Origin of the sequence: Nonomuraea endophytica, from assembly GCF_014203235.1 — a bacterium.
Lineage (GTDB): Bacteria > Actinomycetota > Actinomycetes > Streptosporangiales > Streptosporangiaceae > Nonomuraea > Nonomuraea endophytica.
On sequence record NZ_JACHIN010000001.1, the window covers coordinates 828821 to 853843 of the forward strand.

Here is a 25023-nt window from a genome sequence, read left to right on the forward strand (position 1 = left end):
CATGCGCATGGGTGAGATTCGGGAGTCCTACCTGATCGCCGCCGGCTCGGCGGTCGCGCTGCTCGGCCACCCCGCGGTCGCCGCCGCGTGGGAGAAGCCGAGCGCGCTGACCGAGTTCAGCGTCCGCGGGCTGGCCGGACATCTGGGTCACCAACTGGTCAGGGTGGACGAGGTGCTGCCACGACCGGGCCTTCAGCCGCCCATCGCGCTGATCGAGCACTACATCAGCTCGCCCTGGGTCGAGGCCGGGCTCGACCACGAGAGCAACCTGACCATCCGGCAGGGCGGCGAGTCGATCGCCGCCTGCGGTCCCGGCGTGCTGGCCGGCCGGATGGCCGAGGTGCTCGCCCACCTCACCGCGGCGCTGCCCGCCGAGCCGGCCGACCGGGTCGTGCACCTCGACTGGAACGGCTGGTCGCTGCGGCTGGACGACTTCCTGCTCACGCGGCTCATGGAGATCGTCGTGCACTCCGACGACCTGGCGGCCAGCGTGGGCCTGGAGACGCCCGAGCTGCCGGATGCGGTGATCGATCCGGTCGTCGACCTGCTGGCGCGGCTGGCCGTACACCGGCATGGGGCCACGGCGGTCATCCGGACGCTGAGCAGGGCCGAGCGGGCGCCCGCCACCATCAGCGCCTTCTAGGACACGATCGAGCGAAGGGCCGTGACGACGTCGCGGCCCTTCATCGCGCTCGCCGGGTCGAGCAGCCACTGGCCCAGCAGCCCGGTCAGCATGGCCTGGTAGAACGTGCCGACCAGGCGGGCGCGCTCCGGCTCGGCGGCCGGGTCGATGCCCTGGAACAACTCCGCCAGCCCCGTACGCGCCTCGCCCATCACGCCGACGAGCTGCGCCCGGACCTCCGGCAGATGGTCGATCTGCCCGAGCAGGTCGAACTGCGTGACCCAGAGCGGCCGCATGCGCTCGAACGAGTCGACAACCCGGTCCCAGGCGCTCTCGAAACGTTCGAGCGGGGTGACGTCCGGCTTGAGGTCGGCGGTGAGCGTCGCCCCCAGTTCGTCGCCCCATTCGCGCATGGCGTCGAACAGCGCCTCGTTCATGAGCGTGTCCTTGGAGCCGAAGTGGTAGCCGATGGCGGCCAGGCTCACCCCTGAGGCGTTGGCGATGTCGCGCGCCGTCGTGCGCGAGTAGCCCTTCTCCAGCAGACATCTCTTGGCACCGGCCAGTAGTTCCTCGCGATTTCCCATGGCAGAAGATTAGCACAAACGTCTTGCACAAGCGTCTAAGACGGGTGTACCTTTCAGGACATGACGAACATCCTGATCTCCGGCGCCAGCGTCGCCGGCACCGCGACCGCCTACTGGCTGCGCCGCCACGGCTTCACCGTCACCGTCGTCGAGCGGGCCCCCGAGATCCGCAAGGGCGGCTACAAGGTCGACATCCGGGGCGCCGCGCTCACCGTGATCGAGCGGATGGGGCTGCTGCGGGCCGTGCGGGCGCACAGCACCGAGATGACGATCGCGACCAACTACGACGCCCGCGGCCGGGTCATGGCCACCATGGACGCCGACCTGTTCGGCGGCCGGCACAAGGACGACGCCGAGATCATGCGCGGCGACCTCACCGAACTGCTCTACGAGCTGACCCGCGACGAGGTGGAGTACGTGTTCGACGACTCCATCACCGCCATCGGCGAGGACGGGACCGTCACCTTCGAGCGCTCCGCGCCGCGCCGCTTCGACTACGTCGTGGGCGCCGACGGCGTGCACTCCAACGTCCGCAAGCTGGCCTTCGGCGAGGAGAAGCAGTTCGCCCGCGACCTCGGCTACCAGATCGCGATCGCCACCGTGCCCAACCACCTGGGCCTGGACCGCGAGGAGGCGGTGCACCTGGCGCCGGGCCGTACCGCCAACGTCTACAGCACCAAGCAGGACGGCGACGCCAAGGCGCTGTTCATGTGGTCGGGCGAGCAGGACGTGCACGAGGCGTTCGCCGGGGTCGGCTGGGAGGTGCCCAAGCTGCTGGAGGCGGTGCGCCAGTCGGACGACTTCTACCGCGACACGCTCACCCAGATCCACATGGACTCCTGGTCGAAGGGCCGCGTGGTGCTGGTCGGCGACGCCGGCTACTGCGCCTCGCCCGCCTCCGGCCAGGGGACCAGCCTGGCGCTGGTCGGCGCGTACGTCCTGGCGGGCGAGCTGGCCGGCGGCTCGCTGGACGGCTACGAGCGCGAGATGCGGCACTTCGTCGAGGAGAACCAGAAGCTCGGCCCGACGAACATCAAGGGCATCGTCCTGGCGTCGGCCGGCATGATCTGGTTCCAGCTCAAGATGATCAAGCTGCTCCCCCGCCTGCCCTGGAAGGACGCGATGATCGACCGCATCGCGGGCGGCATCGGCCGGGCCGCCAACGCCATCTCGCTGAAGAATTATGTGGAATAAAGCGTTCCGTTCTGTTAGAGTGATATCAGAACGTTCCGTTCCGCACTCTTCAGAAGGAGCTTCCCATGACCTTCCTCGTCACCGGCGCCACCGGTACCGTCGGCCGCAACATCGTCGCCGAGCTGCTTGAGGCCGGCCACCAGGTGCGGGCGCTGACCAGGAACCCCGAGAAGGCTGGTCTGCCCGAGGGCGTCGAGGTCTTCGTCGGCGACCTCGCGCAGCCCGAGACCCTCGACGCCGCCTTCGCCGGAGTCACCGCCGTCCACCTGATCAACTTCGCCGGCGACAACTACGAGCCGCTGGAGAACGGCGACCTGATCGTCAAGCTGGCCGAGAAGCACGGCGTACGGCGGGCCACCGTCCTCGGCGGTCGCGCCGACGGCCCCCTGGAGCAGGCGCTGACCGGAAGCGAGCTGGAGTGGACGCTGCTCAGCCCGGTCGAGTTCATGTCCAACACCAAGCAGTGGTGGGCCGAGACGGTCCGCGCCGGCGAGGTCATCCAGGAGCCGTTCGGCGGGCGGCTCAGCGCGATGGTGCACGAGCGCGACATCGCCGCGGTGGTGGCCAAGGTGCTCGTCGACGGCGGTTACGACGGCCAGGAGCTCGTCCTGACCGGCCCCGAGGCGGTCACCACCGAGGAGAAGGCCCGCCAGCTCGGCGCGGCGATCGGCAAGGAGGTCGCCTTCGAGGAGCTGACCGAGGCCGGGGCCCGCGAGATGTGGGCCGCCAAGGGCATGGGCCCCGAGCTGATCGAGTTCCTGGTCGACGCCCTCGGCAACACCCCCGAGATCGGCTACACGGTAGTCGACACCGTCGAGCGCGTCACCGGCCGCCCGGCGCGTTCCTTCGCCCAGTGGGCGCAGGAGAACGCGGCCGCTTTCTGAGCCATCGGGGGCTCTCCGCGGAGAGCCTCCGCTCACCTACTTCCAGCGCTTCACCACGGAGTCTTCCCCCCGCGCGTGTGGTGGCCGCTGGCCGTCGTGGGCGCGGCCGCGTACGCGGGGCTGGGGATCTGGCCGCCGATCATGCTGGCCTCCTACTACGCGGGCGCCACCCTGCGGCGCGGCCGTGACGTCGCCGCCTACCTGGGCGGGGCCGCGCTCGTGGCCGCCATCCTCGTGCACGACGCCGACCTGGGCTGATCAGGGGTTCAGCGCCGCGTAGTGGCAGGCCTCCTGGGCGGTGGGCACGGCGGGCAGGATCTCCAGCGGCTCGGTCCGGCACCTGGCCGCCACCCCGGCCTCCTCCGCCCTGCCCGAGGCCAGCACCTGGCAACGCGCGTGGAAGCGGCAGCCGCCCGGGATGCGGGTCGGGTCCGGGGGCTCGCCGGTCAGGATGACGCGTTCCGGCGACTCGGGCAGCACCGACATCAGCGCCTGCGTGTACGGGTGCCGCGGCGCGGTCAGGACCTGCTCGACCGGGCCGGACTCGACGATGCGCCCCAGGTACATGACCGCGACCCGGTCGGCGATGTTCCACGCCAGGCCCAGGTCGTGGGTGACGACCAGGGCCGACAGGCCGAGGTCGGCGCGGAGCTTGAGCATGAGAGCGAGGATCTCGCCGCGCACCGAGGCGTCCAGCGAGGCCACCGGCTCGTCGGCCACCAGGACGCGCGGGTTGAGCGCGAGCGCCCCGGCGATGACGACGCGCTGGCGCTGGCCGCCGGACAGCTCGTGCGGGTAGCGCAGGAAGAAGCGCTCCGGCGGCCGGAGCCCGGCGCGTGACAGCGCGTCGGCGACGACCTTCTCCTCGTCGGGCAGGCCGTGGATGCGCGGACCTTCGGCGACCGCCTCGTACACGGTGTGGCGGGGGTTGAGCGAGCCGGTCGGGTCCTGCAGCACGAGCTGCACCTCGCGCCGGTAGGCCTTGAGCGAGCGGGAGTCGTAGGACAGGGGGGCGCCGCCGTACCGGACGGTGCCGGAGCTCGGGCGCTCCAGGCCGAGCAGCGTGCGCGCGAGCGTGGTCTTGCCGCAGCCGGACTCGCCGACCAGCGCGACGATCTCGCCCTCGCCGATGGCCAGGTTCACGCCGTCGACGGCGCGGGCGCGCCGCCCGCGCGAGGCGAAGTCCACGTGCAGGTCCTGCGCCTCCAGCAGCGTGGTGCGGGTGGCGGCCGCATGCTCCACGGGCGTCTCGGTCTCGGTCATGACGCCTCCTTCACGTGCACGCAGGCAGCGGTACGGCCGGCGCCGGCGGACCAGAGCTCGACGTCCAGGGTCGGGCAGGCCTCGACCGCCACCGGGCACCGGGGATGGAACGAGCAGCCGCCGGGCAGCCGCATCGGATCGGGCGGGTCGCCGCCGAGGCCCTTGGGCGCCATGCGGGAGACCGGGTCGCCGACGGTCGGGAAGGCGGCGGCCAGCGCCTTGCTGTAGGGGTGGCGGGCGTCGTGGAAGACCTCGTGGGAGGGGCCGTTCTCGACGATGCGGCCGGCGTACATGACGGCCAGCTGCCCGCACACATCCGCCAGAACCGACAAATCGTGAGAAATCATGATCAGGGAGATATCCTGGGAGGCCACCAGCTCCTTGATCAACGTCAGCACCTGAGCCTGGACCATCACGTCCAGCGCGGTCGTCGGCTCGTCGGCGATGATCAGCCGGGGCTCGCACGCCAGCGCCATCGCGATCATGACCCGCTGCCGCTGCCCGCCGGACAGCTCGTGCGGGTAGCTGCGCGCCCGCCAGGACGGCAGCCCCACCTGGTCGAGCAGTTCTGCGACCCGCTTGCGGGCGCCCTCCGGCTTGGCCAGGCCGTGCACCAGCAGCGGTTCGGCGATCTGGTCGCCGATGCGGCGTACCGGATTGAGGCCGTGCTGCGCGCCCTGGAAGACGATCGACGCCTCCGCCCAGCGCACCGCCCGCAGGCGGCCCCACTTCATGGTCAGCACGTCCTCGCCGTCGAGCAGGATCTTGCCGGTGACCCGGGCGTCGGCCGGCAGCAGCCGCAGCAGCGACATGGCCAGCGTCGACTTGCCCGATCCCGACTCGCCCGCGACGCCCAGCGCCGCGCCCGCCGCCAGCTTCAGCGAGACCCCGCGTACCGCCGGAACCTCGCCGGAGGCGATCCGGTAGGTGACGGAGACGTCGTCCAGTTCGAGCAGGCTCATCGCAACCTCGGGTTCAGCACGGCTTCCAGGGCCCGGCCGACCAGCGTGAACGCCATCACGACGGCGACGATGCACAGGCCGGGGATGACGATGTACCACCAGGCGCCGTTGGAGGCGGCGTTCCAGTCGTAGGAGCCGCGCAGCATGGTCCCCCACGACGTCTTGTTGGAGCTCACGCCGAGGAAGGCCAGCGTGGACTCGGTGACGATCGCGCTGGCCACCTCCAGCGTGGTGCTGGCCAGCAGCAGCGGTGCCACGTTCGGCAGCACGTGCTTGGTCATGACGTGCCAGTGCCCCGCGCCGAGCGCCTTCGAGCGCTCGATGTACGGCCGCGCCTCCACCGCCAGCGTCTGCGCCCTGATCAGCCGCGCCGTGGACGGCCACGCCGTGACCCCGATCGCCACGATGATCGTGGTCATGCTGCCGCCCAGGATGGCGGCCAGCACCAGCGCGGTCACCAGCGACGGCAGCACCAGGAACCAGTCGGTGACCCGCATCAGGGCGGCGCCGATCCAGCCGCGGAAGTGCCCTGACGCGATCCCGATCACGGTGCCGATCACCATGGCCAGCGCGGCGGCCAGGAACCCGATGAGCAACGAGGTCCGCGAACCCCACCAGATCAGTTCCAGGATGGAGCGCCCGGACTCGTCGTTGCCCAGCGCGCTGTCCGTGCCGGGCGCGCCGAAGCTCTTCCCGGTGTCCGAGACCACGCTGGTCACGCTGTCGTCGATGAACAGCGGCGCGATCAGCGCCAGCACCACCGCGACCACCAGGATGCCCAGCCCGACGACACCGGCCGGCTGGCGGCGGAACGTGGTCCAGAACCGGCCGAACGCCATCTTCCTGCGCGCCCACGCCACCGTGGTCATGCCGACCTCACCCTCGGGTCGAGGACGTGGTAGACCACGTCGGCCAGCGTGTTCATGAGGATCACCGAGACGCACAGCAGCATGAACGTGCCCTGCATCAGCGTGAAGTCCGGCACCTTGATCGCCCGGTAGAACAGCTGCCCGAGTCCCGGCCAGGTGAAGATGGCCTCCACCGTGACCGCGCCGCCCACGACGAAGCCGATGCGCATGAAGACCAGCGTCACGGTCGGGAGCAGGGCGTTGGGCACCGCGTGGCGGCGCCGTACCTGATCGTCGCGCAGGCCCTTGGCCCGTGCGGTGGTGATGTAGTCCTGACCGACCTCGTCCAGCAGCGACGAGCGCATGACCAGCAGATACTGGGCGTAGACGACGCCGACCATCGTGAGAACGGGCAGGACCATGTGCATGCCGACGTCCAGGACGTAGGCGAAGCCGTCGGGCGCGTCCACGCTCTCGATGCCGCGGGTGGGGAAGATGCCCGGGATCGGGCCGATGCCGTTGCCCAGCGCCATCATCAGCAGCAGCCCGAGCCAGAACGTCGGCACCGACCAGAAGATCAGCGACGTGCTGGTGGAGAAGCGGTCGAAGCGGCTGCCGCGCCGCCAGCCCGCCTTGGTGCCCTGCCAGACGCCGAGGCCGACCGCGACGACGAGCGCCGTCCCGGCGAGCAGGATCGTCGCGGGCAGGCGATCCACGATCAGGTCGAGGACCGGGCGCTTGTACTCGTAGGAGGTGCCCAGATCCAGCCGCAGCGTGCCGGTCAGGAAGTCGAGGAACTGGTCGAACAGCGGCTTGTCGAGCCCGAGCCGGCGGCGTTCGAGGTCGAGCTGGGCCGGTGTCATGTTCCTGCCCTGGGCCAGGGCCCGCACCGGGTCGCCGGGCAGCATGCGGAACAGGAAGAACGTGCCGATGATCACCATGCCGATGCTGAGCACCGCCCCGCCCGCCTTGACCGCTACGTACCGCAGCGGGCCCCGGTAGGCGGGGCGCTCGTCACCGGGGCCCGCCGCCTGCTCGGCGGCGGGCTCGATGGCTTCGAGCGGTGCTGTCATTCGCGTTCGTCCGCGACGCCCTTGCGCCGCCTGACCAGGAAGAATCCGACGCCGCCGACCACGACGACCGCGGCCACGATGCCGATGATCAGGCCGGTGTTGGAGCCGCCCGCGCCAGAACCGGAGCCGCCTGCCGCGGTGGCCTTGGCGTCCAGCGTGTAGAAGGGCCAGTAGCTGCTGCCGCCGTAGATGATGCCGTCGCCCTCGGGGATCGAGGTGACGCTGGTGATCGTGCCCTTGCGGTAGCCCTCAAGGTCGTTCGGGTAGTAGATGGCGATCACCGGGGCGTCGGTGTAGAGCTTCTTCTGCATCTGCTTGATGATCTCGGCGCGCTTGGGGCGGTCGAGCTCCTTCAGCTGCTCCTGGTAGAGCTTCTCGAAGTCGGGGTTGCAGTAGAAGGACTCGGTGCCGCCGCCCTCGCCGGCCGCGTTCGGCCGCCGGCTGCACAGGTGCGTGGCCAGGACCTCTTCGGGGTCGGGGTTGACCGACCAGCCGCTGATCGCGATGTCGAACAGGCCGGTGACGCCGGTCTCCTCGGTGAACTTGCTGGAGTCCAGCCGGTTCGTGGTCAGCGTGATGCCGATTTCCTTGAAGAAGCCGGTCAGGTACTCGGCCAGCTTGTCCTCGACGGGAGTGTCGGTGTGGATGCTGAAGCGGAACTCGAGCTTCTTCTTGCCGTCGGGCATCGTGCGGACGCCGTCGGCGCCCTTCTTGTAGCCGGCCTCTTCGAGGATCTTGTTGGCGACGGCCGGGTCGTAGGAGATCTTCTCCTCGCCGGCGGCCTCCCAGAAGAAGTCCGTGTACATCGGCGGCACGATCGAGCCGTCGGCCGGCTTGGCCAGGCCGTTCTGCACCTCGGCGACGAGCTTGGCCTTGTCGATCGCGTGGTGCAGCGCGGTGCGGACCTTCGGGTCCTTCAGCGCCGGGTGACCGTCACCGACGGGCTTGTCGTCGGTGGTGGTGGCGCCGTGGTTGATCTGCAGGTACGCCGCGCGCCTGCCCTGCTTGTTCCACTGCTCGATGTTGGCGTCACCGGCGAGCGCCTGGAAGTCGGAGGGGGCGAGGCGGCCGATGAGGTCGATGTCGCCCTTCTTGAGCCCGATGATCGCGGCGGCCGGGTTGTCATAGAAGATGACCTGCAGCTCGTCGATCTTGGGCTTGCCGCGCCAGTAGTCGGGGTTGGCCTTCAGCTTGACGTACTGGTCCTTCTTGTGTTCCGTCGCGATGAACGGCCCGCTGCTGACGGCCGGATACTGCTCCGCCTCGAACTTGGCGATGTCGGTGACGCCCTCCCACACATGCTTGGGCATGATCGGGATGGGGTTCTCCAGCATCGAGGCCTGCGGGGCCTTGAGCTTGATGGTGAGGTCCTGGCCCGCGGCGGTGACGCTCTCGAAGTTCTCGACGGCCGGGCCGTTGGCGGTCTTGGCCGCCTCGTCCGTCATGATCTTGTTGAACGTCCAGGCGGCGTCGTCGGCGGTGACCGGCTTGCCGTCCGACCACTTCGCCTGCCGGATCTTGAACGTCCAGGTGAGGCCGTCCGGCGACGACGTCCACGATTCGGCGAGGTCAGGGCTGGGCTTCAGGGTCTTGGAGTCGGGGACCGTGAGGTAGCCGAACATCCAGCGGTGAACCGAGGTGGAGATCAGCCGGACCGCGAGAAAGGGATTCATCGAGTCGACGGCCTGGGTCGCGCCAACGCGGACGATCTTCTTCCCCGCCGCCGGTTCCTGAGCAAGGGCCATCTGGCCCTGACCTGCTATGACAAGCGCCACGCTCAGCGCCGACAGGCGCGCGAGCCATTTTTTCATGTGTGCCTCACCTTCAGGCGGGGGGTTCCCTGTGTAGAGAAAGGCACACCATCCCGTAGTCGCGTGTCAACGAGTGGCGGAAAATTGTTTCATTCTCGTTTCCTGGAGCGGTGTTAATTTTCAAAGACCTGCCCGGCGTCGACCTTGAGATGGCGATCCACCTGCACGGCCTCGAGCATTCGCCGGTCATGGGTCACCAGCAGCAGCGTGCCCGGGTAGCTCGCCAGCGCCGACTCCAGCTGCTCGATCGCCGGCAGGTCGAGGTGGTTCGTGGGCTCGTCGAGCACCAGCAGGTTGACCCCTCTGGCCTGCAGAAGCGCCAGCGCCGCACGGGTCCGCTCACCGGGTGAGAGCGTCGCGGCGGCGCGCGGCACATGCCCAGCCCGCAACCCGTACTTGGCCAGCAGCGTACGCGCCTCACCCGGAACCAGCCCCGCCTCGCGGGTGAAGGCGTCGATCAGCGGCTCCTCGCCCACGAACAGCCCTCTGGCCTGGTCCACCTCACCGACCACGACGCCGGGACCCAGCGCCGCGTGCCCCTCGTCCAGCGGAATCCGGCCGAGCAGCGCGCCGAGCAACGTCGTCTTGCCCGAGCCGTTGGCCCCGGTGATCGCCACCCGCTCCGCCCAGCCGATCTCCAGGTCGACCGGGCCCAGGATGAAGCCGCCTCGCCGGACCACGCCCTGGCGTACCGTGGCCACGACGGCGCCCGCGCGCGGCGCCACGGCGATCTCCATCCGCAGCTCCCACTCCTTGCGCGGCTCCTCCACGACGTCGAGACGGTCGATCATCTTCTCGGTCTGCTTGGCCTTCGCCGCCTGCTTCTCGGTGGTCTCGATGCGGGCGTTGCGTCCGATCTTGTCGTTGTCGGGCATCTTGCGGCGGGCGTTCTTGACGCCCTTCTCCATCCACGCCCGCTGCGTGCGCGCGCGGGCCTCCAGCCCGGCGCGGGTCTCGGCATATTCCTCGTACTGCTCGCGCGCATGCCTGCGGGCCACCTCCCGCTCGTCCAGATAGGCCTGGTAACCGCCCCCGAACAGGTTGACCTGCTGCTGGGCCAGGTCCAGCTCCAGCACCTTCGTCACGGTCCTGGCCAGGAACTCACGGTCGTGCGAGACCACCACGGTGCCCGCCCGCAGCCCCCGCACGAACGCCTCCAGCCGGTCGAGCCCGTCGAGGTCGAGGTCGTTGGTGGGCTCGTCGAGCAGGAACAGGTCATACCGGCTGAGCAGCAGAGACGCCAGCCCGGCCCGAGCCGCCTGCCCGCCGGACAGCGTCGTCATAGGCTGATCCAGATCGATCTTCAGCCCCAGCTCGGCCGCAACCTCTTCGGCCCGCTCGTCCAGATCCGCGCCACCCAGCGACAACCAGCGCTCCAGGGCGACGCTGTAGTCGTCGTCGGCGCCCGGGGCCTGCTCGACAATGGCCTGAGTCGCCGCGTCGAGATCCTTCTGTGCCTTGGTCACGCCCGTACGCCTGGCCAGGAACGCCCTGACCGTCTCCCCCGGCCGGCGCTCCGGCTCCTGCGGCAGGTGGCCGACGACGGCCGTGGCCGGGCTCAGCCGTATCTCGCCCTCCTCGGGCGCGTCGATCCCGACGAGCATCCGCAGCAACGTCGACTTGCCCGCGCCGTTGGCGCCGACCAGCCCGATCACGTCACCCGGGCCCACCACCAGATCGAGCCCGGAGAACAACACCCGCTCCCCGTGCCCAGCCGCCAGGTCCTTCACCACCATTGTCGCGCTCACGTGCATTGATGCTAGCCAGCCGGGCGCACCCCGGTCGAAACCATTTAGTCTCTGGAGATGCCCCGCCGTCCGATCGCCTTGGCCGCCGTCCTCACCGTGGCCGCGGGCCTGGGCGTACGCGCGCTGCTCTCCGGCCCCTTCGCCAAATACTCAGGCGACGCCCTCTACACCGTGCTGATCTACCTGGTGATCGTCTTCATCCGCCCGCACGTGCGCCCCTGGACCGCCGCCCTGCTGGCCTGCGGGCTGAGCTGGGCCATCGAGTTCGCCCAGATCGCCGGCATCCCCACCGTCCTGCGCCCACTGCTCGGCAGCACCTTCAACCCACCCGACCTCTTCTGGTACGCCGCCGGCGCCACGCTGGCCGGAGCGGTTCACTACGTCATACTCCGTCGCCAGCCGTCAGAACGCAGGGCCGATGCGTGAGCGCCAAGCCTGGAACCAGTCGTCGATGTCGCTCAGATGGCACGGGTTCAGAAAGAAAGCGCGTCGCCTTTGACCCACACGGCGCTGAGACCCCGTAGCCATCGGTTGTCCCAACCCGCCGAATCGCGCACGCTAGGGCAGATGATCATACGCACCTTATGGCGAATCCTCCTGGTTGCGGCGGCGCTCACCGGAGTAGCACTCGCACTGGTCGAACTACGCAACCCGTGGGTGACGTTCACCGTGCAGAGCAACACCGTGCTGGCCGCCTACTACCTGTGGCTCCTGGCAGCCCGCCGCGAAGGCGGCCCGTCGGTCCGCGGCGCCGTAACCCTCTATCTGGTGGTGACCGGAGTAGTCGCCTTCTTCGCCCTCCCGTTGCCCCAATCCGCCCGCAACCTGCTGCTCCACTGCGTAACGCCGTTGATGGTCCTGATCGACTGGACCGCCTTCGCCCACACCCGCCGCCCAGGATGGACCGACCCCTTCAAGTGGCTGGCCTTCCCTCTGGGATACGCGGTGCTGGTGTTGCTCACCGCCCCGGATCTGCCAGTCAGAATGGCCCGCCGCCACCTGAACCTGACCGAGATCAGTTTCATCGACTATGTCCTGGCAGCACTGGGATTCAGCATCGTGTTCCTCATAGCCGGGTACGCCCTGATCGCCCTCACGCATATCTCCACATCAATCGGAAAGGGGGCCCAAAAAGGGAGACACCACCATGCAGGCAAAGACGATCGCATTCCTCGCGGCCCCTGAAGGCGTAGAGCAGATCGAACTGCTCGAACCCTGGAAAGCCGTCAAACAAGCCGGAGGCACACCACGCCTCATCTCCACCGCCCCCGGCTCCATCCAAGGCTTCAACCACCTCGACAAGGGCGACGTCTTCGCCGTGGACGCCACCGTGGACGAGGTGAGCGCCGCCGACTTCGACGTCCTCGTACTCCCCGGCGGCGTGGCCAACCCCGACCTCCTTCGCACGATCCCGCAGGCAGTCAGCTTCGTCCGCGCCTTCTTCGACAACGGCAAGCCGGTGGCGGCCATCTGCCACGCACCCTGGACCCTCATAGAGGCCGACGTCGTCCGAAACCGCACCCTGACTTCTTGGCCCAGCCTGCAAACAGACCTCCGCAACGCCGGCGCCACCTGGGTCGACAAGGAACTCGTGGTGGACACCGAAGCCCCAAGCACGTTGATCACCAGCCGCAAACCCGACGACCTGAAGGCGTTCTGCCAAGCCCTGACAGACACGATCACCTGACCGAGGCGCCCACCACCCGCTCAACCAGCGCCGCGACATCAACCGGCCCCGTCGTGTCCACCCGATGCACAGGCCCGAGCGCGAGCGGTTCCGCCTGCCGTACCCAATGACGCCAAAGCTCGTCATCCACCCGCGAGTCCAGATGAATCGGATGCCTACCCAAACGCATCCGATATCTCCGCAGGGCAAGATCCGCAGGAACGTCACACCAGACCTCCTGCGCAGCCGCCACCCCCGCCCGCCGCAACCCATCCACAACCACCGGCCGCAGATCCCGCAACCAAGGACCTTCCAGTACGGCACCGCCGCGCGCGTCGGCCAGCAGGGTCCAGAGGGTCTCACCGGCGGCCGTACCGAGCCTGCGACTCCACTCGACCGGGGTGGAACCGTCGGGCGGGACGGCACCGAGCACGTCGGCCAGCGTCTCCTTCACCCGATCCTTGCTGAGAAGGGGCAACGCGAGGTCGCGGGCCAGCGCTTGGGCCAACGTGGTCTTCCCCGAGCCGGGCAGACCGTTCACCAGGACGACGAGCATGCCCGGATGCTAGATCACCACCTCCCGTCGTGATCGCTTATGTGAAGATGTCCAGGCATGGCGGACTTGTACGAACTGCTGGTGACAGCTGATCTTCCCGATGACCTTTCGGAAGCCGAAGTGGCGGAGCTCCGCTGGCACCTTGGGCTTGGGCCGGAGCCTGAGGAGTTCAGCATCGTGACCGATTTTCCCGAGGAGTTCATCGACGACCTGGACGATCCCAGGGTCGTGGAGAGCGGGGAAGGTTATTGGGCGGCGGTGCGGTACCCGGCGCTGGCCCAGCGTGGGGCGGCAGCCAGAATCCGCGGGGTGCTGTTCTCGGCACTTGAGCGTCGCGGTCCTGAGGAACGACGCTCCGGCTGGGCGCTGACATCACGCCAGGAGATCCACGCGGATGAGTTCCACGTGCCGACGCAATTCATCCGATGGCTTGACCGGAGGGTGCGTGACTCGGCGTTCGATCTCTCCTTGCACATGCGCTTCTATGAGGATGATGTCCTCGCTCCGGCGTCTCTTCTGGATGGTGAGCTTGTCACTCGGGAGATCGTGTCCGTCTCCCCTTCGCCCAGGTCTTGCGCCTGATCGCCGACGGTCAACGCCAGGAGGCGATCGTCCAGGTCGGCAGGGAGAGCGGCCTTAACACAGACAGGGCCAGACGGTACGTCGACGCGCTACGGCAGGGGCGGGTGGCTTGGCCTAGTGCGCGCCTCTTGGCAGGCGGTTCAGGGGATCCAGGCACCTGGTTGCGCTCTGGCTCGGCCTTGCCCCATCGCGCGAAGCGCGCACCACAGCTGGACCGCGCCTGTCGGGTGGGCTCCAACCGCCCAGCCACCCAACCGGGCAAGGGGTGGGACTCCCAGAAGACAGCCCGAGCGGAGCGAGGCCCGACACGGGGTCGAGCCTCGGCTCGACTGGAAGCAACAGCCTTGCCCCCATCGCGCGAAGCGCGCACCACAGCTAGACCTCGCCTGTCGGGTGGGCTCCAACTGGCTGACCACCTAGCCGGGCAAGGGGTGGGGCCCGACAAAACGCGCGGAGCGAAGCGGAGCACCTTGCCTGGGTAGCGGGCTTATCGGGTGTGGATCGGGCAAGGGCCTCGCTTGGGGGCGAAACACCAAGAGGATCCCTTACTACCTTGAAACTCTCGTGTAACCGCTTGATCGGAGGATCGAATTGGTCTAGAGGTAGACCAAAGAACCCCCCGAGGAGACCACATGACTGTGGATGAGGATTCCAAACGACTCGCCGAGCTGGGTTACAAGCAGGAACTCGCACGAACCTGGAGCGGTTTCTCCAACTTCGCCATCTCCTTCTCGATCATCTCCATCCTGGCCGGCTGCTTCACCACCTTCTACCAAGCCTGGAACAACGGCGGCCCGGTCGCCATCTCCTGGGGCTGGCCGCTGATCTCGATCTTCATCCTGATCATCGGCTTCTGCATGTCCGAGCTCGTCTCCGCCTATCCGACGGCGGGCGGCATCTACTGGTGGGCGGCCAAGCTCGGCAAGCCGATCCACGGCTGGTTCACCGGCTGGCTGAACCTGGTCGGCCTGGTGGCGGTCACCGCCTCGGTCGACTACGGCTGCGCCACCTTCCTGGACCTCACGCTCACCCAGTTCTTCCCCAGCTGGGAGCCGAGCCTGGCCAGGGTATTCGGCTTCTTCGCGGTGATCCTCATCCTTCACGCGCTGATCAACATCTACAGCCACCGCCTGATCTCCGTGCTGCAGAACATCTCCGTCTGGTGGCACGTGGCGGGGGCCGCGGTGGTGGTCGGGCTGCTGATCTTCCTGCCGCAGCAGCACCAGTCGGTCTCGTTCGTGTTCACCGAGACGATCAACAACTCGGGCTTCGGCGACGGGACGAGCGGCCTGCCGTTCTGGTTCTACGTGCTGCCGCTGGGCTTCCTGCTGACGCAGTACACGATCACCGGGTTCGACGCGTGCGCGCACGTCTCGGAGGAGACGCAGGGCGCGGCCATGTCGGCGGCCAAGGGCCTGTGGAAGTCGATCTTCTACTCGGCGATCGGCGGCTGGATCGTGCTGCTGGCGTTCCTGTTCGCGGCCACGGACGTGAACGCGATCAACGAGAGCGGCGGCGCGGTGGCGACGATCTTCACGACCGCGCTCGACTGGGCTCCGGCGACGCTGATCCTGGCGATCTCGACGCTCGGCCAGTTCTTCTGCGGGATGAGCTGCGTGACCTCGATGTCGCGGATGACCTACGCGTTCTCGCGGGACGGCGCGGTGCCCGGCTGGCGGCTGTGGTCGAAGGTGAACGTCAACCGCACCCCGGTCAACGCCATCCTCGCCGGCTGCGGCGTGGCGCTGCTGATCACGCTCCCGGCCCTGTGGGCCCCTCCCGGTACGGCCGCGCCGGTCGCTTTCCTCGCGGTGGTGTCGATCGCGGTCATCGGCCTCTACCTGGCCTTCCTGATCCCGATCTGGCTGCGGCTGAAGCAGGGCGCCGCGTTCGTGCCGGGGCCGTGGACGCTGGGCTCGAAGTACAAGGTCCTGAACTGGATCGCGATCATCGAGATCATCGTCATCTCGATCTACTTCATCATGCCGGTCTCGCCGAAGGGGGTTCCGGGCAACGCCGAGTTCACCTGGACGGCGGTCAACTACGCGCCGCTCGCGGTGGGCGTGGTGCTGGCGGGCATCGCCCTGTGGTGGACGCTGTCGGCCAAGAACTGGTTTGCCGGGCCCCGCCGTAACGTCGACGAGGTTCCCACTCCCTAAGGGGCGGCCTCGAAGGCGGTCGCGACGGTCTCGCGGACCTCGGTCATGGTGGCGGCGTCCAGCTCGCGCTTGACCGAGGTCATGTCGACCTCGGGCATGCCGCACGCCACCGCCCAGTCCCAGGGTTCGAGGTCGCCGTCGACGTTGAGCGCGAAGCCGTGGCTGGTGACGCCGCGGCTCTGCCGCATCCCGATCGAGACGATCTTGCGGCTGGTCTCGCTGGTCCAGACGCCGGTCAGGAGCTCGTGGCCGGGCGGGGTGTCGCGGCGCTCGGCGGGCACGCCGAGCTTGCCCAGCGCCTCGACGAGGCGGAGCTCCACCTCGCGGACGTAGTCGACGATGCCCTCGTCCTCGGCGAGCTTGACGATGAGGTATCCGACGAGCTGGCCGGGGCCGTGGTAGGTCAGCTGGCCGCCCCGGCCGGTCTCCACGACCGGGACCCCGCGGGCGGGGTCGGGCAGGTGCTCCAGCGGCGTGCGCCGCCCGACGGTGAAGACCATCGGGTGGCTCAGCAACCACAGCGTGTCGCCCCGCTCGTCTCGCTGCCGCTGACCGACCAGGTCGGTCATGCGTTCCATCGCCTGGTCGTAGTCGACGAGATCGTCCTGGATGAGCGTGAGCGGGCGCGACTTCATACTAGTGAGCGTAGCTCCGCGGGCCGTTGGGCAGGACGATCCAGAGAATGATGTAAAGCACCCACATGGGGCCGGGCAGCAGCGACAGCAGCAGCCACAGCGCCCGCACGAGAGTGGGCGACCAGCCGAGCTTGTCCGCGATGCCGCCGCAGACGCCGGCCAGAATCCTGTGCTCCTTCGAGCGGTACATCTCGCTCCTTCATTGGTTGCGAACTCACCTGGTAAAACGGACAACGAGGTGATTCGCGTTCCACTATGGACCCTGAGAAAACCCTGACAGGGTGAGCCATTCGGTGGCGAGGTCGAAATGTTGCCTGGTCAGTCCGGTTTTAGGGTCGATCTGGACGAGGAAGAAGTCGCCGACGTCCGGGTGGTCCCTGAGGTAGCGCTCGTCGGCGGAGAACAGAAGGTCGTCGAACCACACGAACGGCCGCCCCCGCACGTACTCGGCCACGTGCGGCGTCTTGAACATCTCGCCCACCTCGCTGGGACGATCCTGCGCCACCCGGATGACCGGCAGGGCGGGCAGCCCGAGGCGGGGGGCGATCCATTCGTTGGCGTGGTGTTCCCAGGTGGTCGCCCACACGAGTTCGGCGCCGGCCCGCACGGCCAGTTCGAGCAGCCAGATGCCGTGCCGCGGGTTGAGGTGGACCGTGTAGGTCTCGCCTTCGAGCACGCACCGGTAGCGCCGGAAGTCCGCGGACGGCCGGCCGAGCGGGTTGAGCACGCCGTCGATGTCGACGAGCACCAGGGGTTTCATCCGACCTTGTATTCCTGGGGACTGACGCCGCGTACCCGCTTGAAGGCGGTGCTGAGCGCGAAGGGGCTGCCGTAGCCGACCTTCCTGGCGACGGAGCCGATGGTGGCGCCGGGCTCGCGCAGCAGGTCGGCGGCGAGGGCGAGGCGCCAGTCGGTGAGGAAGGACATCGGCGGCTCGCCCACGAGTTCGGTGAAGCGCCTGGCCAGCGAGGCGCGCGAGACGCCGACCTCGGCGGCCAGGGAGGCGACGGTCCAGGGGTGGGCGGGGTTGTTGTGGAGCATGCGCATGGCCTTGCCGACGATCGGGTCGCTCTGGGCGCGGTACCAGGCGGGCGCCTCATGGTCGGCGAACCAGGAGCGCAGCGTGGAGATCAGCAGCAGGTCGAGCAGCCGGTCGAGCACGGCTTCCTGGCCGGGTTCGTCGCGGACCATCTCGGCGCCGAGCAGGCCGATCAGCGGCCCGCCCGGCAGCACGAGGAGTTTCGGCAGTGCGTCCAGCAGTCGTTTGCCGACCTCGGTCTCCATGGCGTAGGTCCCGACGATCATGATGGTGTCGCCGTCGGCGCTGTTTCCCCAGGTACGCACGCCGAGGTCCATGGACTGGTAGAGCGATTCGCCGTCCAGCGTGGTGCAGTGCTGGTCGGCCCCGATGATGATCTGGGGTGTGGTGCCCGGCCGGTCGGCCACGACGTAGTCGTCCGGCCCGCGCACGATCGCCACCTCACCGGGGCTGATCGGGACGGGCGGGCTGTCTCGCGGCACCACCCACGCCTCCCCCCTGACCACGCCCACCAGGGTGAGCGGCGCCTGGTCCTCCACCCGCATCGACCAGGGCGGATCCAGGAGGGCACGCAGCAGAAATGCGCCCCGGGCGCGTGGCCCGTCGAGGAGTGCGGCAAGCTGGTCCATGGTTGAGACGATCGCATATGGAATGGCGCGTTTCAACCATGTCCAGTCTCATTCGCAGCCGCTTAACTATGAGGCATGACGAACAACACGACTCTGGTTCTCGGTTCCAACGGCAAGACCGGCCGCCGCGTGGTTGAGCGGCTCGAGGCGATGGGCCTCGACGTGCGCAAGGGCTCGCGCCCGGCGTTCGACTGGGAGGACGACTCCACCTGGGCGCCCATCGTCCGCGACGTCCACGCCGTCTACATCACCTACTACCCCGACCTCGCCTTCCCCGGCGCGCTCGACCGGATCCGCACCTTCACCGAGATCGCCGTCGCGGCGGGGGTGCGCAGGCTGGTCCTGCTGTCCGGCCGCAACGAGGAGCTCGCCCAGGAGGCCGAGCAGGTCGTCCTCGGCGCCGGCGTCGAGGCGACGGTCGTGCGCTGCTCCTGGTTCATGCAGAACTTCGACGAGGGCTGGCTCCTGGAGCCCGTGCTGAGCGGCACCATCGCGCTGCCCGCCGGCGAGGTCACCGAGCCCTTCGTCGACGTGGAGGACATCGCCGACGTCGCCACCGCTGCGCTGACCCAGGACGGCCACGCCGGCAAGGTCTACGAGCTGACCGGACCCCGCCTAATCAGCTTCGCCGAGGCCGCGGCCCAGATCAGCGCGGCGACCGGGCGCGAGGTCGCCTACGTCTCGGTCACGCCGGAGGAGTTCGCGGCCGGCGCCATCGCGGCCGGCGTGCCCGAGGACGAGGCCCACGGTCTCAACGCGCTGTTCGCCGAGGTCCTCGACGGCCGTAACGAAAACCTCGCCGACGGGGTACGGCAGGCCCTCGGCCGGCCGGCCCGCGACTTCACCGAGTACGCCAAGCAGGCGGCTCCGGCGTGGAAGGTCTAGGGCCGGTCGTAGACCGCGGCCGACCAGGATCCGGGCTGTGCGCCCAGGTCGGCCGCGAGCGAGAGGGCGACGTCATACCGGATGAGCTCTGCGGCGGCGTACTTGCCGTCGCAGAGCCCCTTCTCCTTCTCGACCAGCACGCAGTCCTTGAGCGGCCGGTCCACCACCGGGGCGTTGGCCGGGAACACCCAGACACGCACGCTCTTGGCCTTCCCGGACAGCTCGAACCGGGTCCCGCGGCCGGCGCACCGCGCCGTGGCGCCCTTCTGGGCGCCGCCCTTGAACGACAGGGCCACCCAGGCACCCGGTTCCTCGCACCGCACCACCAGGTCGGACGACTTGGGGGTGAGCTTCAGGTCGTAGCCGACGGCCGACTTGTCGGAGGCGAGCGCGGCGGAGCGGTCCTTGCCGTCGAGGGTGAGGGCGGGCTGCCGCTCGGGCGTCCGCGACGGCGTCGCCGAGGGGGTCGCGGCGGCCACCGGGATCGGATCCGCGTTCGGACTCTGACCGGGGACCACCAGAAACGCGACCAGCGCGGCGGCCCCCGCCAGCGCCGCGCCCATCCCCCACCGGATCATCAGCATCCGGCGGCCGCGCCGTACGATCTGGGTCACGTCTGTCGCCCTTTCAGGTGCGGGTGCGGTGCGCTCGTCCAGCAGCGCCCGCAGGTCGTCCTCGGTGAACGTCATCGCGCCGCCTCCTCGGACCGGATGCCCGGATGTACGCGCAGCTTGGCCAGCGCCCTGCCGAGCTGCGTCTTCACGGTGCCGAGCGAACAACCCAGCACATGGGCGCACTGCGGGAGCGTCAGCTCCTCGAAGTAGTGCAGGACGATCACCGCGCGCTGCCGTCCCGACAACTCCCGGATCGCCGCCCACACCGCGGCCTTCTCCTCCGCCTCGGCCGAGAAGTCGCCGCCCGGGGTCTCGGGCAGCCGCTCGGTCGGCACCTCGCCCCGCCACCTCCGCCGCCACCAGGAGGCGTGGGTATGGGTGAGGATGCGGTAGACGTACGGATCGGGGTCACCGTCGATCCGCCGCCAGGCCGTCCACGCCTTGGCCAGCGCGGTCTGGACGAGGTCGTCCGCGGTGTCCCAGTCGCCGGTCAGCACATAGGCGGTACGGCGCAGCCGCGCTGACCGCGTCATCACGTACTCGGCGAAAGTGTCCATCACTGTTACTACGGTCTGGACCGCCCCAACCGGATGACACCCATTTCCAGAAATTTCCGGAAATTTCCGGACGCATCGACGCTCCCCCGAAGCAACGCTGTCACCACCCAACCCCAACGACCGATAACCTCGCTTCGTCAAAGAGACGGGCGTGGGAGGGTATACGCGTGATCGGCTGGCTCGAAGCTGTTGTCCTGGGCCTGATCCAGGGCCTGACGGAGTTCCTCCCGATCTCCTCCAGCGCACACATCCGCGTCGTCTCCGAACTCGTCGGCTGGGAGGACCCGGGCGCCGCCTTCACCGCGGTGATCCAGCTCGGCACCGAGACCGCGGTCCTGATCTATTTCCGCAAGGAGCTCTGGCAGATCATCTCCACCTGGACCCGCTCCCTGTGGACACCCGCGCTGCGCGGCGAGTTCCACGCCCGGATGGGCTGGTTCATCATCGTCGGCTCGCTCCCCATCGGCGCGCTCGGCCTGCTGTTCAAGACCGAGATCGAGACCGTCTTCCGCGACCTGCGCATCATCGCCACCACGCTCATCGTCTTCGCGATCATCCTGTGGTTCGCCGACCGCACCGCGCGCAACAAGCTCACGCTGGAGAAGCACCTCAGCTTCACCCACGCCATCGTGTACGGCTTCGCCCAGTCGCTGGCGCTGATCCCCGGCGTCTCCCGCTCCGGCGGCACCATCACCGCCGGCCTCCTGCTGGACTACCGGCGCGAGGACGCGGCCAAGTACTCCTTCCTGCTGGCCATCCCGGCGGTGCTGTCGTCGGGCCTGCTGGAGCTGACCGAGATCGGCGAGGGCCAGGCGCCCGCGTGGGGGCCGACGATCCTGGCCACGATCATCTCGTTCGTGGTCGGTTACGCGGCCGTGGCCTGGTTCCTGCGCTACATCAGCACCCACCGCTTCACCGGCTTCGTCATCTACCGGATCGCGCTCGGGGCGTTCATCTTCCTGTGCATCGCGCTGGGCTGGATCTCGCCCATGCCCACCTAAAGCGAGTGGCCCGGCGGGCGGACCGCCGGATGCGCGGTGGTCAGCTGGGCGGCGAGGCCGAGCAGGTGGGGTTCGCCGCCGGGCGGCGCGATGAGCTGCACGGCTATCGGCAGGCCCGTCGAGTGGGTAGCGATCGGCACCGACAGCGCCGGCCAGCCGCACATGTTCCACGGGCCCGTCGCCGGCGCGTACCTGGCGTTGGCCAGCACCGTGCTGAGCAGGCCCCGCCGCGCCCAGCCGTCGGCGCGCGGCGGCACCGCGGCCAGCGTCGGGGTGATGAGCACGTCGGCGTCGCCGAACCAGCGGTCGGCCCCGTAGTCGCGCCAGCGTTCCCTGCCCTTCGTGCCGTCGAGCGAGAGCCTGGCCAGCACCCGTCCGGCCCGGCCGAGCGCGCGGCTGCGGCGCTCCAGGCGGCCGCGGTCCAGCCCGTCGGCGGCCTCGCCCGAGCGGGCCAGCCAGGCGGCGATCGTGGCGGGTCCGAGCCAGGCGGGCAGGCGCTCCTCGTGCTCCACGATCGTGTGCCCGGCCACCCGCAGCGTCTCGGCGGCCGCCTCCACCGCCGCCCGGAACTCCCGGTCCATCGACAGGCCGGCGGGCAGCGGCTGCGGCGCGTAGGCCACGCGCAGGTCGAAGGGGCCGTGCGCGTCCGGCCGGATCGGACGGTGCTCCCAGGTCTCGTCGTCGCCGTCGTCGGCCCAGACCGAGCGGAGCATCGGGCGCGTCGGCTCCGTCCGCGAACCGGTCCGCCACGACTCGGCCAGGCCCTGATCGGCCGCCAGCACCGACAACGTCAGCGACAGGTCGGCCACGCTCCACGCCAGCGGTCCGTTCTCGGTCAGCCCCCGCCAGTCGTTGACCGGCGGCGGAACCACGCCGGGACCCGGCTTCAGCGCCAGCACTCCGCAGCAGGCCGCGGGGATGCGCAGGGAGCCCATGCCGTCGTTGCCGAGGGCGATCGGGACCATGCCGGCCGACACCGCGGCGGCCGCGCCGGACGAGGAGCCACCGGCCGTACGGGAGAGGTCCCAGGGGTTTCTCACCGTGCCGAAGGCGCTGTCGCCGAAGCCCACCAGGCCCAGCTCGGGCAGGTTGGTCAGGCCCACCACGACCGCGCCCGCCGCGCGCAGGCGGGCGACGGCGGGATGGTCATCGCGCGCGGGGGCGGCGGACGTGGCGGCCGAGCCGTGGCGGCACGCCTCGCCCGCCACCTCCAGGTTGTCCTTGACCGCCACGGGCACGCCGGCCAGGGGCAGATCGGCCAGGTCGCGGCGCTTGCGCACCGCCCGCGCCTCCTCGACCGCGCGCGCCCTGACCAGGCGGAAGGCCCCGAGCCGTGGATCGCGCTCGGCGATCACCTGGAGATGTTCCTCGACGACGGTCTCCGGCGCGACGTCCCCATGCCGTACGGCTGCCGCGATCTCCACGGCGGACCTTCCTGCCCACAACATGCATAGAGTCTGCAGGTTTCTAGCGTTCGGTGCGAGGCTCCCGACCGGCTTCCTTCAGGGCCAGGCGCAACGCGAACTCGATCTGCCCGTTGACGCTGCGCAGGTCGTCGGCCGCCCATTTGGCGATGGCGTCGTAGACGGCCGGATCCAGGCGCAGCAGGAGCTTCTTCTTGTCAGGCATAGAGGCTGCCGGCGTTCACCACCGGCTGGGTCGCGCGGTCGCCGCACAGCACGACCAGCAGGTTGGAGACCATCTGAGCCTTGCGCTCCTCGTCGAGGTCGACCACGCCCTCGGCGGCGAGCCGGTCCAGCGCGAGCTGAACCATTCCCACCGCGCCCTCCACGATGCGCGTCCGGGCCGCGACCACCTGGGCGGCCTGCTGGCGGACCAGCATCGCCTGGGCGATCTCGGGCGCGTAGGCCAGGTGGGTGATGCGCGCCTCCAGCACCTCGATCCCGGCCAGCTCGGTGCGCTCGCGCAGCTCGGTGGTGAGCTCCTCGGCGACGGTGGCGCCGTCGCGCAGGCTGGTGCGGGACTCCTCGTGCGAGTCGTAGGGATGCGTGGTGGCCAGGTGGCGCACCGCGGCCTCCGACTGGATCGAGACATACTCCTCGTAGTCGTCGACGGAGAACACGGCCCGCGCGGCGTCGGCGACCTTGTAGACGACGACGGCGGCGATCTCCACCGGGTTGCCGTCAGCGTCGTTCACCTTCAGCCTGGCCGTCTCGAAGTTACGGACCCGGAGCGTGACCTTGCGCTTCGTGGTGAGCGGGAGCACCCACTGCAGGCCCGGGTCGGTGACCGTGCCGACGTAGCGGCCCATGAACTGCACGACATTGGCCTCGTTCGGGTTGATCACCGCGAAGCCGGTGAGCACGAGCAGCACGACCAGCCCGAGGACGATCGCGAGCACCAGCCCGGACACGCCGCCGTTGAGCAGGAGCAGCCCCGCCACCACGGCCAGGGCGAGCGCCCCGAGCAGGGCCAGGAAGCCGTTGAGGCGGAAGGCACGTCGTTCCATCGCGACTCCTTGGTATCGAAGTGATATCACAATGATAGCCCACTAGGCTCGAACGCGTGACCGCGCCATCGCTTGCCGTCGCCCAGCGCTCACTGGGCGACCCCTCGATCAGCTATCCCCTCGTCCCCCCGCTCACCCGCGGCTGCCCCAAGACCAGCACCGACGCCCTGGCCTACCCGCTAGAGGTCGACTACGACTACGACCGGGTGCCCGCCGGGCTGTTCGAGCAGGCGCCGCTGCCCGACATCGCGCGGTGGGCGCCGCTGCTGCCGCCGCTCCACGCGCCCACCCTGGGCGAGGGCGGCACCCCGCTGCTGGAGCTCGACGACGGCGTCTACCTCAAGGACGAGTCCCGCAACCCCACCTGGTCGCACAAGGACCGCCTCAACCGCGTCACCGTCAGCGCCGCCCTCGCCGCGGGCGCCCCCGGCGTGGTCGTCGCCTCCTCCGGCAACCACGGCGCCTCGGCCGCCGCCTACGCCGCCCGCGCCGGGCTCAAGGCCGTCGTACTCGCCTCCGCCGACTCGCCGCCCGCCGTGCAGTCGTTCGTGCGCGCGTACGGCGCGAAGGTCCTGACCGTGGACGCGGACAGACGCTGGCCGCTGCTGCGCGACATCGTCGACGAGCTCGGCTACCACCCGGTCAGCAACCAGACCGTCACCCACACCGGCCACCCCTACGGCCCCGAGGGCTACAAGACCATCGCCTACGAGCTGTTCGCGCAGCTCGGCCGGGTCCCGGCGGCGGTGTTCACGCCGACCGGCTACGGCGAGCTCCTCTACGGCGTCTGGAAGGGCTTCACCGAGCTGCGTCGCACGGGCGCGACGACGGACGCGCCACTCATGTTCGCCTGCGAGCCCGCCGCCGGCGCCCCCACCGCGCGGGCGCTGGCCGACGGCGAACCCGCCACGATCGTCGACGCCGGCCCCTCCGACGCCTACGCCATCCTGTGCACGGTCGGCGGCCACCGCGCCGTGCGCGCGGTCCGCGACAGCGGCGGCCTGGCGCTGCCGGTCGGCGACGACACGATGCGCGCCGCCCAGCGGGAGCTGGCCGGCCAGGGCATCTGGCAGGAACTCTCGGGCGCCGCCGGCCTGGCCGCCTACCGTGCGCTGGGCCGTACCTTCGACGGGCCTGTGGTGTGCGTCGGGACGTCCAGCGGCTTCAAGGACCTCGGCGTGGGCACCCGCCCCGCCGAAGTCCTCACCGCCCCCACCTGGCGCGACGCCCTCTAGCGCGCG

The 25023-nt window shown here is 69.5% G+C and carries 29 protein-coding genes; 12 read left to right on the forward strand and 17 right to left on the reverse strand.

Translation table 11 applies throughout. From position 1 onward, the window contains the following. Nucleotides 1-7: 7 nt before the first annotated feature. Nucleotides 8-643 (forward strand): maleylpyruvate isomerase N-terminal domain-containing protein, encoded by a 636-nt coding sequence (locus tag HNR40_RS03950; protein ID WP_184958409.1) that lies wholly within the window; start codon nt 8-10, stop codon nt 641-643. Here HNR40_RS03950 and HNR40_RS03955 read toward each other — a convergent pair. Further along, a complete protein-coding gene (locus HNR40_RS03955) occupies nt 640-1206 on the reverse strand; it encodes a TetR/AcrR family transcriptional regulator (RefSeq protein ID WP_184958410.1) in 567 nt (188 codons plus the stop codon). The genes HNR40_RS03950 and HNR40_RS03955 overlap by 4 nt on opposite strands. A 60-nt stretch (nt 1207-1266) precedes the next feature. Here HNR40_RS03955 and HNR40_RS03960 point away from each other — a divergent pair, with 60 nt between their 5' ends. From HNR40_RS03960 to HNR40_RS03970, 3 genes are all read left to right on the forward strand, one after another. Further along, on the forward strand, nt 1267-2400 hold the full coding sequence (locus HNR40_RS03960) for an FAD-dependent monooxygenase (protein ID WP_184958411.1): 1134 nt from the start codon (nt 1267-1269) through the stop codon (nt 2398-2400). A gap of 65 nt (nt 2401-2465) precedes the next feature. After that, nucleotides 2466-3284 (forward strand): NAD(P)H-binding protein, encoded by an 819-nt coding sequence (locus tag HNR40_RS03965; protein ID WP_184958412.1) that lies wholly within the window; start codon nt 2466-2468, stop codon nt 3282-3284. A gap of 75 nt (nt 3285-3359) precedes the next feature. Then, a complete protein-coding gene (locus tag HNR40_RS03970; protein ID WP_184958413.1) occupies nt 3360-3542 on the forward strand; it encodes a hypothetical protein in 183 nt (60 codons plus the stop codon). On the opposite strand, the gene HNR40_RS03975 is transcribed toward HNR40_RS03970, so the two are convergent. From HNR40_RS03975 to HNR40_RS04000, 6 genes are all read right to left on the reverse strand, one after another. After that, nucleotides 3543-4547 carry an ABC transporter ATP-binding protein gene (locus HNR40_RS03975; protein ID WP_184958414.1) on the reverse strand — a complete coding sequence of 335 codons (1005 nt, stop codon included), beginning with the start codon at nt 4545-4547 and terminating at the stop codon, nt 3543-3545. Continuing rightward, nucleotides 4544-5509, reverse strand: a complete 966-nt coding sequence (locus tag HNR40_RS03980; protein ID WP_184958415.1) for an ABC transporter ATP-binding protein — start codon at nt 5507-5509, stop codon at nt 4544-4546. Before HNR40_RS03980 ends, HNR40_RS03975 begins: the two co-directional genes overlap by 4 nt. Then, on the reverse strand, nt 5506-6378 hold the full coding sequence (locus tag HNR40_RS03985; RefSeq protein ID WP_184958416.1) for an ABC transporter permease: 873 nt from the start codon (nt 6376-6378) through the stop codon (nt 5506-5508). Before HNR40_RS03985 ends, HNR40_RS03980 begins: the two co-directional genes overlap by 4 nt. Then, on the reverse strand, nt 6375-7430 hold the full coding sequence (locus HNR40_RS03990) for an ABC transporter permease (protein WP_184958417.1): 1056 nt from the start codon (nt 7428-7430) through the stop codon (nt 6375-6377). The genes HNR40_RS03985 and HNR40_RS03990 overlap by 4 nt, the downstream gene beginning before the upstream one ends. Continuing rightward, nucleotides 7427-9241, reverse strand: coding sequence for an ABC transporter substrate-binding protein (locus HNR40_RS03995; protein WP_184958418.1), 1815 nt, complete (start codon nt 9239-9241; stop codon nt 7427-7429). The genes HNR40_RS03990 and HNR40_RS03995 overlap by 4 nt, the downstream gene beginning before the upstream one ends. A 113-nt stretch (nt 9242-9354) precedes the next feature. Then, a complete protein-coding gene (locus HNR40_RS04000) occupies nt 9355-10989 on the reverse strand; it encodes an ABC-F family ATP-binding cassette domain-containing protein (RefSeq protein WP_184958419.1) in 1635 nt (544 codons plus the stop codon). A 57-nt stretch (nt 10990-11046) separates the two neighbouring features. On the opposite strand from HNR40_RS04000, the gene HNR40_RS04005 reads away from it, so the two are divergent. From HNR40_RS04005 to HNR40_RS04015, 3 genes are all read left to right on the forward strand, one after another. Beyond that, the gene (locus tag HNR40_RS04005; RefSeq protein WP_184958420.1) at nt 11047-11415 is read left to right on the forward strand and encodes a ribosomal maturation YjgA family protein; all 369 of its coding nucleotides are present in this window, start codon (nt 11047-11049) and stop codon (nt 11413-11415) included. A gap of 141 nt (nt 11416-11556) precedes the next feature. Beyond that, nucleotides 11557-12174 carry a Pr6Pr family membrane protein gene (locus HNR40_RS04010; protein WP_184958421.1) on the forward strand — a complete coding sequence of 206 codons (618 nt, stop codon included), beginning with the start codon at nt 11557-11559 and terminating at the stop codon, nt 12172-12174. Beyond that, the gene (locus tag HNR40_RS04015) at nt 12137-12676 is read left to right on the forward strand and encodes a type 1 glutamine amidotransferase domain-containing protein (protein WP_184958422.1); all 540 of its coding nucleotides are present in this window, start codon (nt 12137-12139) and stop codon (nt 12674-12676) included. Before HNR40_RS04010 ends, HNR40_RS04015 begins: the two co-directional genes overlap by 38 nt. Here the strand turns inward: HNR40_RS04015 and HNR40_RS04020 are convergent. Then, nucleotides 12669-13211, reverse strand: a complete 543-nt coding sequence (locus tag HNR40_RS04020) for a P-loop nucleotide/nucleoside kinase family protein (protein ID WP_184958423.1) — start codon at nt 13209-13211, stop codon at nt 12669-12671. The two genes, HNR40_RS04015 and HNR40_RS04020, sit on opposite strands and share 8 nt — an antisense overlap. Before the next feature lie 57 nt (nt 13212-13268). Here HNR40_RS04020 and HNR40_RS04025 point away from each other — a divergent pair, with 57 nt between their 5' ends. Together HNR40_RS04025 and HNR40_RS04030 are read left to right on the forward strand one after the other, a co-directional pair. Next, nucleotides 13269-13793 (forward strand): hypothetical protein, encoded by a 525-nt coding sequence (locus tag HNR40_RS04025; protein WP_184958424.1) that lies wholly within the window; start codon nt 13269-13271, stop codon nt 13791-13793. Nucleotides 13794-14425: 632 nt separating this feature from the next. Then, nucleotides 14426-15952 carry an amino acid permease gene (locus HNR40_RS04030; RefSeq protein ID WP_184958425.1) on the forward strand — a complete coding sequence of 509 codons (1527 nt, stop codon included), beginning with the start codon at nt 14426-14428 and terminating at the stop codon, nt 15950-15952. On the opposite strand, the gene lipB is transcribed toward HNR40_RS04030, so the two are convergent. The 4 genes from lipB to HNR40_RS04050 form a co-directional block, all read right to left on the reverse strand. Next, a complete protein-coding gene (gene lipB, locus HNR40_RS04035) occupies nt 15949-16587 on the reverse strand; it encodes a lipoyl(octanoyl) transferase LipB (protein WP_184958426.1) in 639 nt (212 codons plus the stop codon). The two genes, HNR40_RS04030 and lipB, sit on opposite strands and share 4 nt — an antisense overlap. Nucleotide 16588: 1 nt before the next feature. After that, the gene (locus tag HNR40_RS04040) at nt 16589-16777 is read right to left on the reverse strand and encodes a PspC domain-containing protein (protein ID WP_184958427.1); all 189 of its coding nucleotides are present in this window, start codon (nt 16775-16777) and stop codon (nt 16589-16591) included. 63 nt (nt 16778-16840) lie between these two features. Continuing rightward, the gene (locus HNR40_RS04045; protein ID WP_184958428.1) at nt 16841-17347 is read right to left on the reverse strand and encodes an HAD domain-containing protein; all 507 of its coding nucleotides are present in this window, start codon (nt 17345-17347) and stop codon (nt 16841-16843) included. Beyond that, nucleotides 17344-18255, reverse strand: coding sequence for an AraC family transcriptional regulator (locus HNR40_RS04050; protein ID WP_184958429.1), 912 nt, complete (start codon nt 18253-18255; stop codon nt 17344-17346). Before HNR40_RS04050 ends, HNR40_RS04045 begins: the two co-directional genes overlap by 4 nt. Before the next feature lie 75 nt (nt 18256-18330). On the opposite strand from HNR40_RS04050, the gene HNR40_RS04055 reads away from it, so the two are divergent. Continuing rightward, complete coding sequence (locus HNR40_RS04055) at nt 18331-19140, forward strand: Rossmann-fold NAD(P)-binding domain-containing protein (protein ID WP_184958430.1); 810 nt, start codon at nt 18331-18333, stop codon at nt 19138-19140. Here the strand turns inward: HNR40_RS04055 and HNR40_RS04060 are convergent. After that, a complete protein-coding gene (locus tag HNR40_RS04060; protein ID WP_184958431.1) occupies nt 19137-19829 on the reverse strand; it encodes a hypothetical protein in 693 nt (230 codons plus the stop codon). The two genes, HNR40_RS04055 and HNR40_RS04060, sit on opposite strands and share 4 nt — an antisense overlap. After that, complete coding sequence (locus HNR40_RS04065; protein WP_184959418.1) at nt 19826-20311, reverse strand: SigE family RNA polymerase sigma factor; 486 nt, start codon at nt 20309-20311, stop codon at nt 19826-19828. Before HNR40_RS04065 ends, HNR40_RS04060 begins: the two co-directional genes overlap by 4 nt. Before the next feature lie 167 nt (nt 20312-20478). On the opposite strand from HNR40_RS04065, the gene HNR40_RS04070 reads away from it, so the two are divergent. Then, nucleotides 20479-21312 carry an undecaprenyl-diphosphate phosphatase gene (locus tag HNR40_RS04070; protein WP_184958433.1) on the forward strand — a complete coding sequence of 278 codons (834 nt, stop codon included), beginning with the start codon at nt 20479-20481 and terminating at the stop codon, nt 21310-21312. On the opposite strand, the gene HNR40_RS04075 is transcribed toward HNR40_RS04070, so the two are convergent. The 3 genes from HNR40_RS04075 to HNR40_RS04085 are packed head-to-tail and all read right to left on the reverse strand — an operon-like array spanning nt 21309 to nt 23782. Continuing rightward, a complete protein-coding gene (locus tag HNR40_RS04075; protein ID WP_184958435.1) occupies nt 21309-22760 on the reverse strand; it encodes an amidase in 1452 nt (483 codons plus the stop codon). The two genes, HNR40_RS04070 and HNR40_RS04075, sit on opposite strands and share 4 nt — an antisense overlap. A 19-nt stretch (nt 22761-22779) precedes the next feature. Next, on the reverse strand, nt 22780-22941 hold the full coding sequence (locus HNR40_RS04080; RefSeq protein WP_184958437.1) for a type II toxin-antitoxin system antitoxin: 162 nt from the start codon (nt 22939-22941) through the stop codon (nt 22780-22782). After that, nucleotides 22934-23782: an SPFH domain-containing protein gene (locus HNR40_RS04085; RefSeq protein WP_184958438.1), complete on the reverse strand. Its 849-nt coding sequence runs from the start codon at nt 23780-23782 to the stop codon at nt 22934-22936. The genes HNR40_RS04080 and HNR40_RS04085 overlap by 8 nt, the downstream gene beginning before the upstream one ends. A gap of 56 nt (nt 23783-23838) precedes the next feature. Between HNR40_RS04085 and HNR40_RS04090 the strand changes: the two genes are divergently transcribed. After that, nucleotides 23839-25017 carry a threonine synthase gene (locus HNR40_RS04090; RefSeq protein WP_184958439.1) on the forward strand — a complete coding sequence of 393 codons (1179 nt, stop codon included), beginning with the start codon at nt 23839-23841 and terminating at the stop codon, nt 25015-25017. Nucleotides 25018-25023 lie beyond the last annotated feature (6 nt).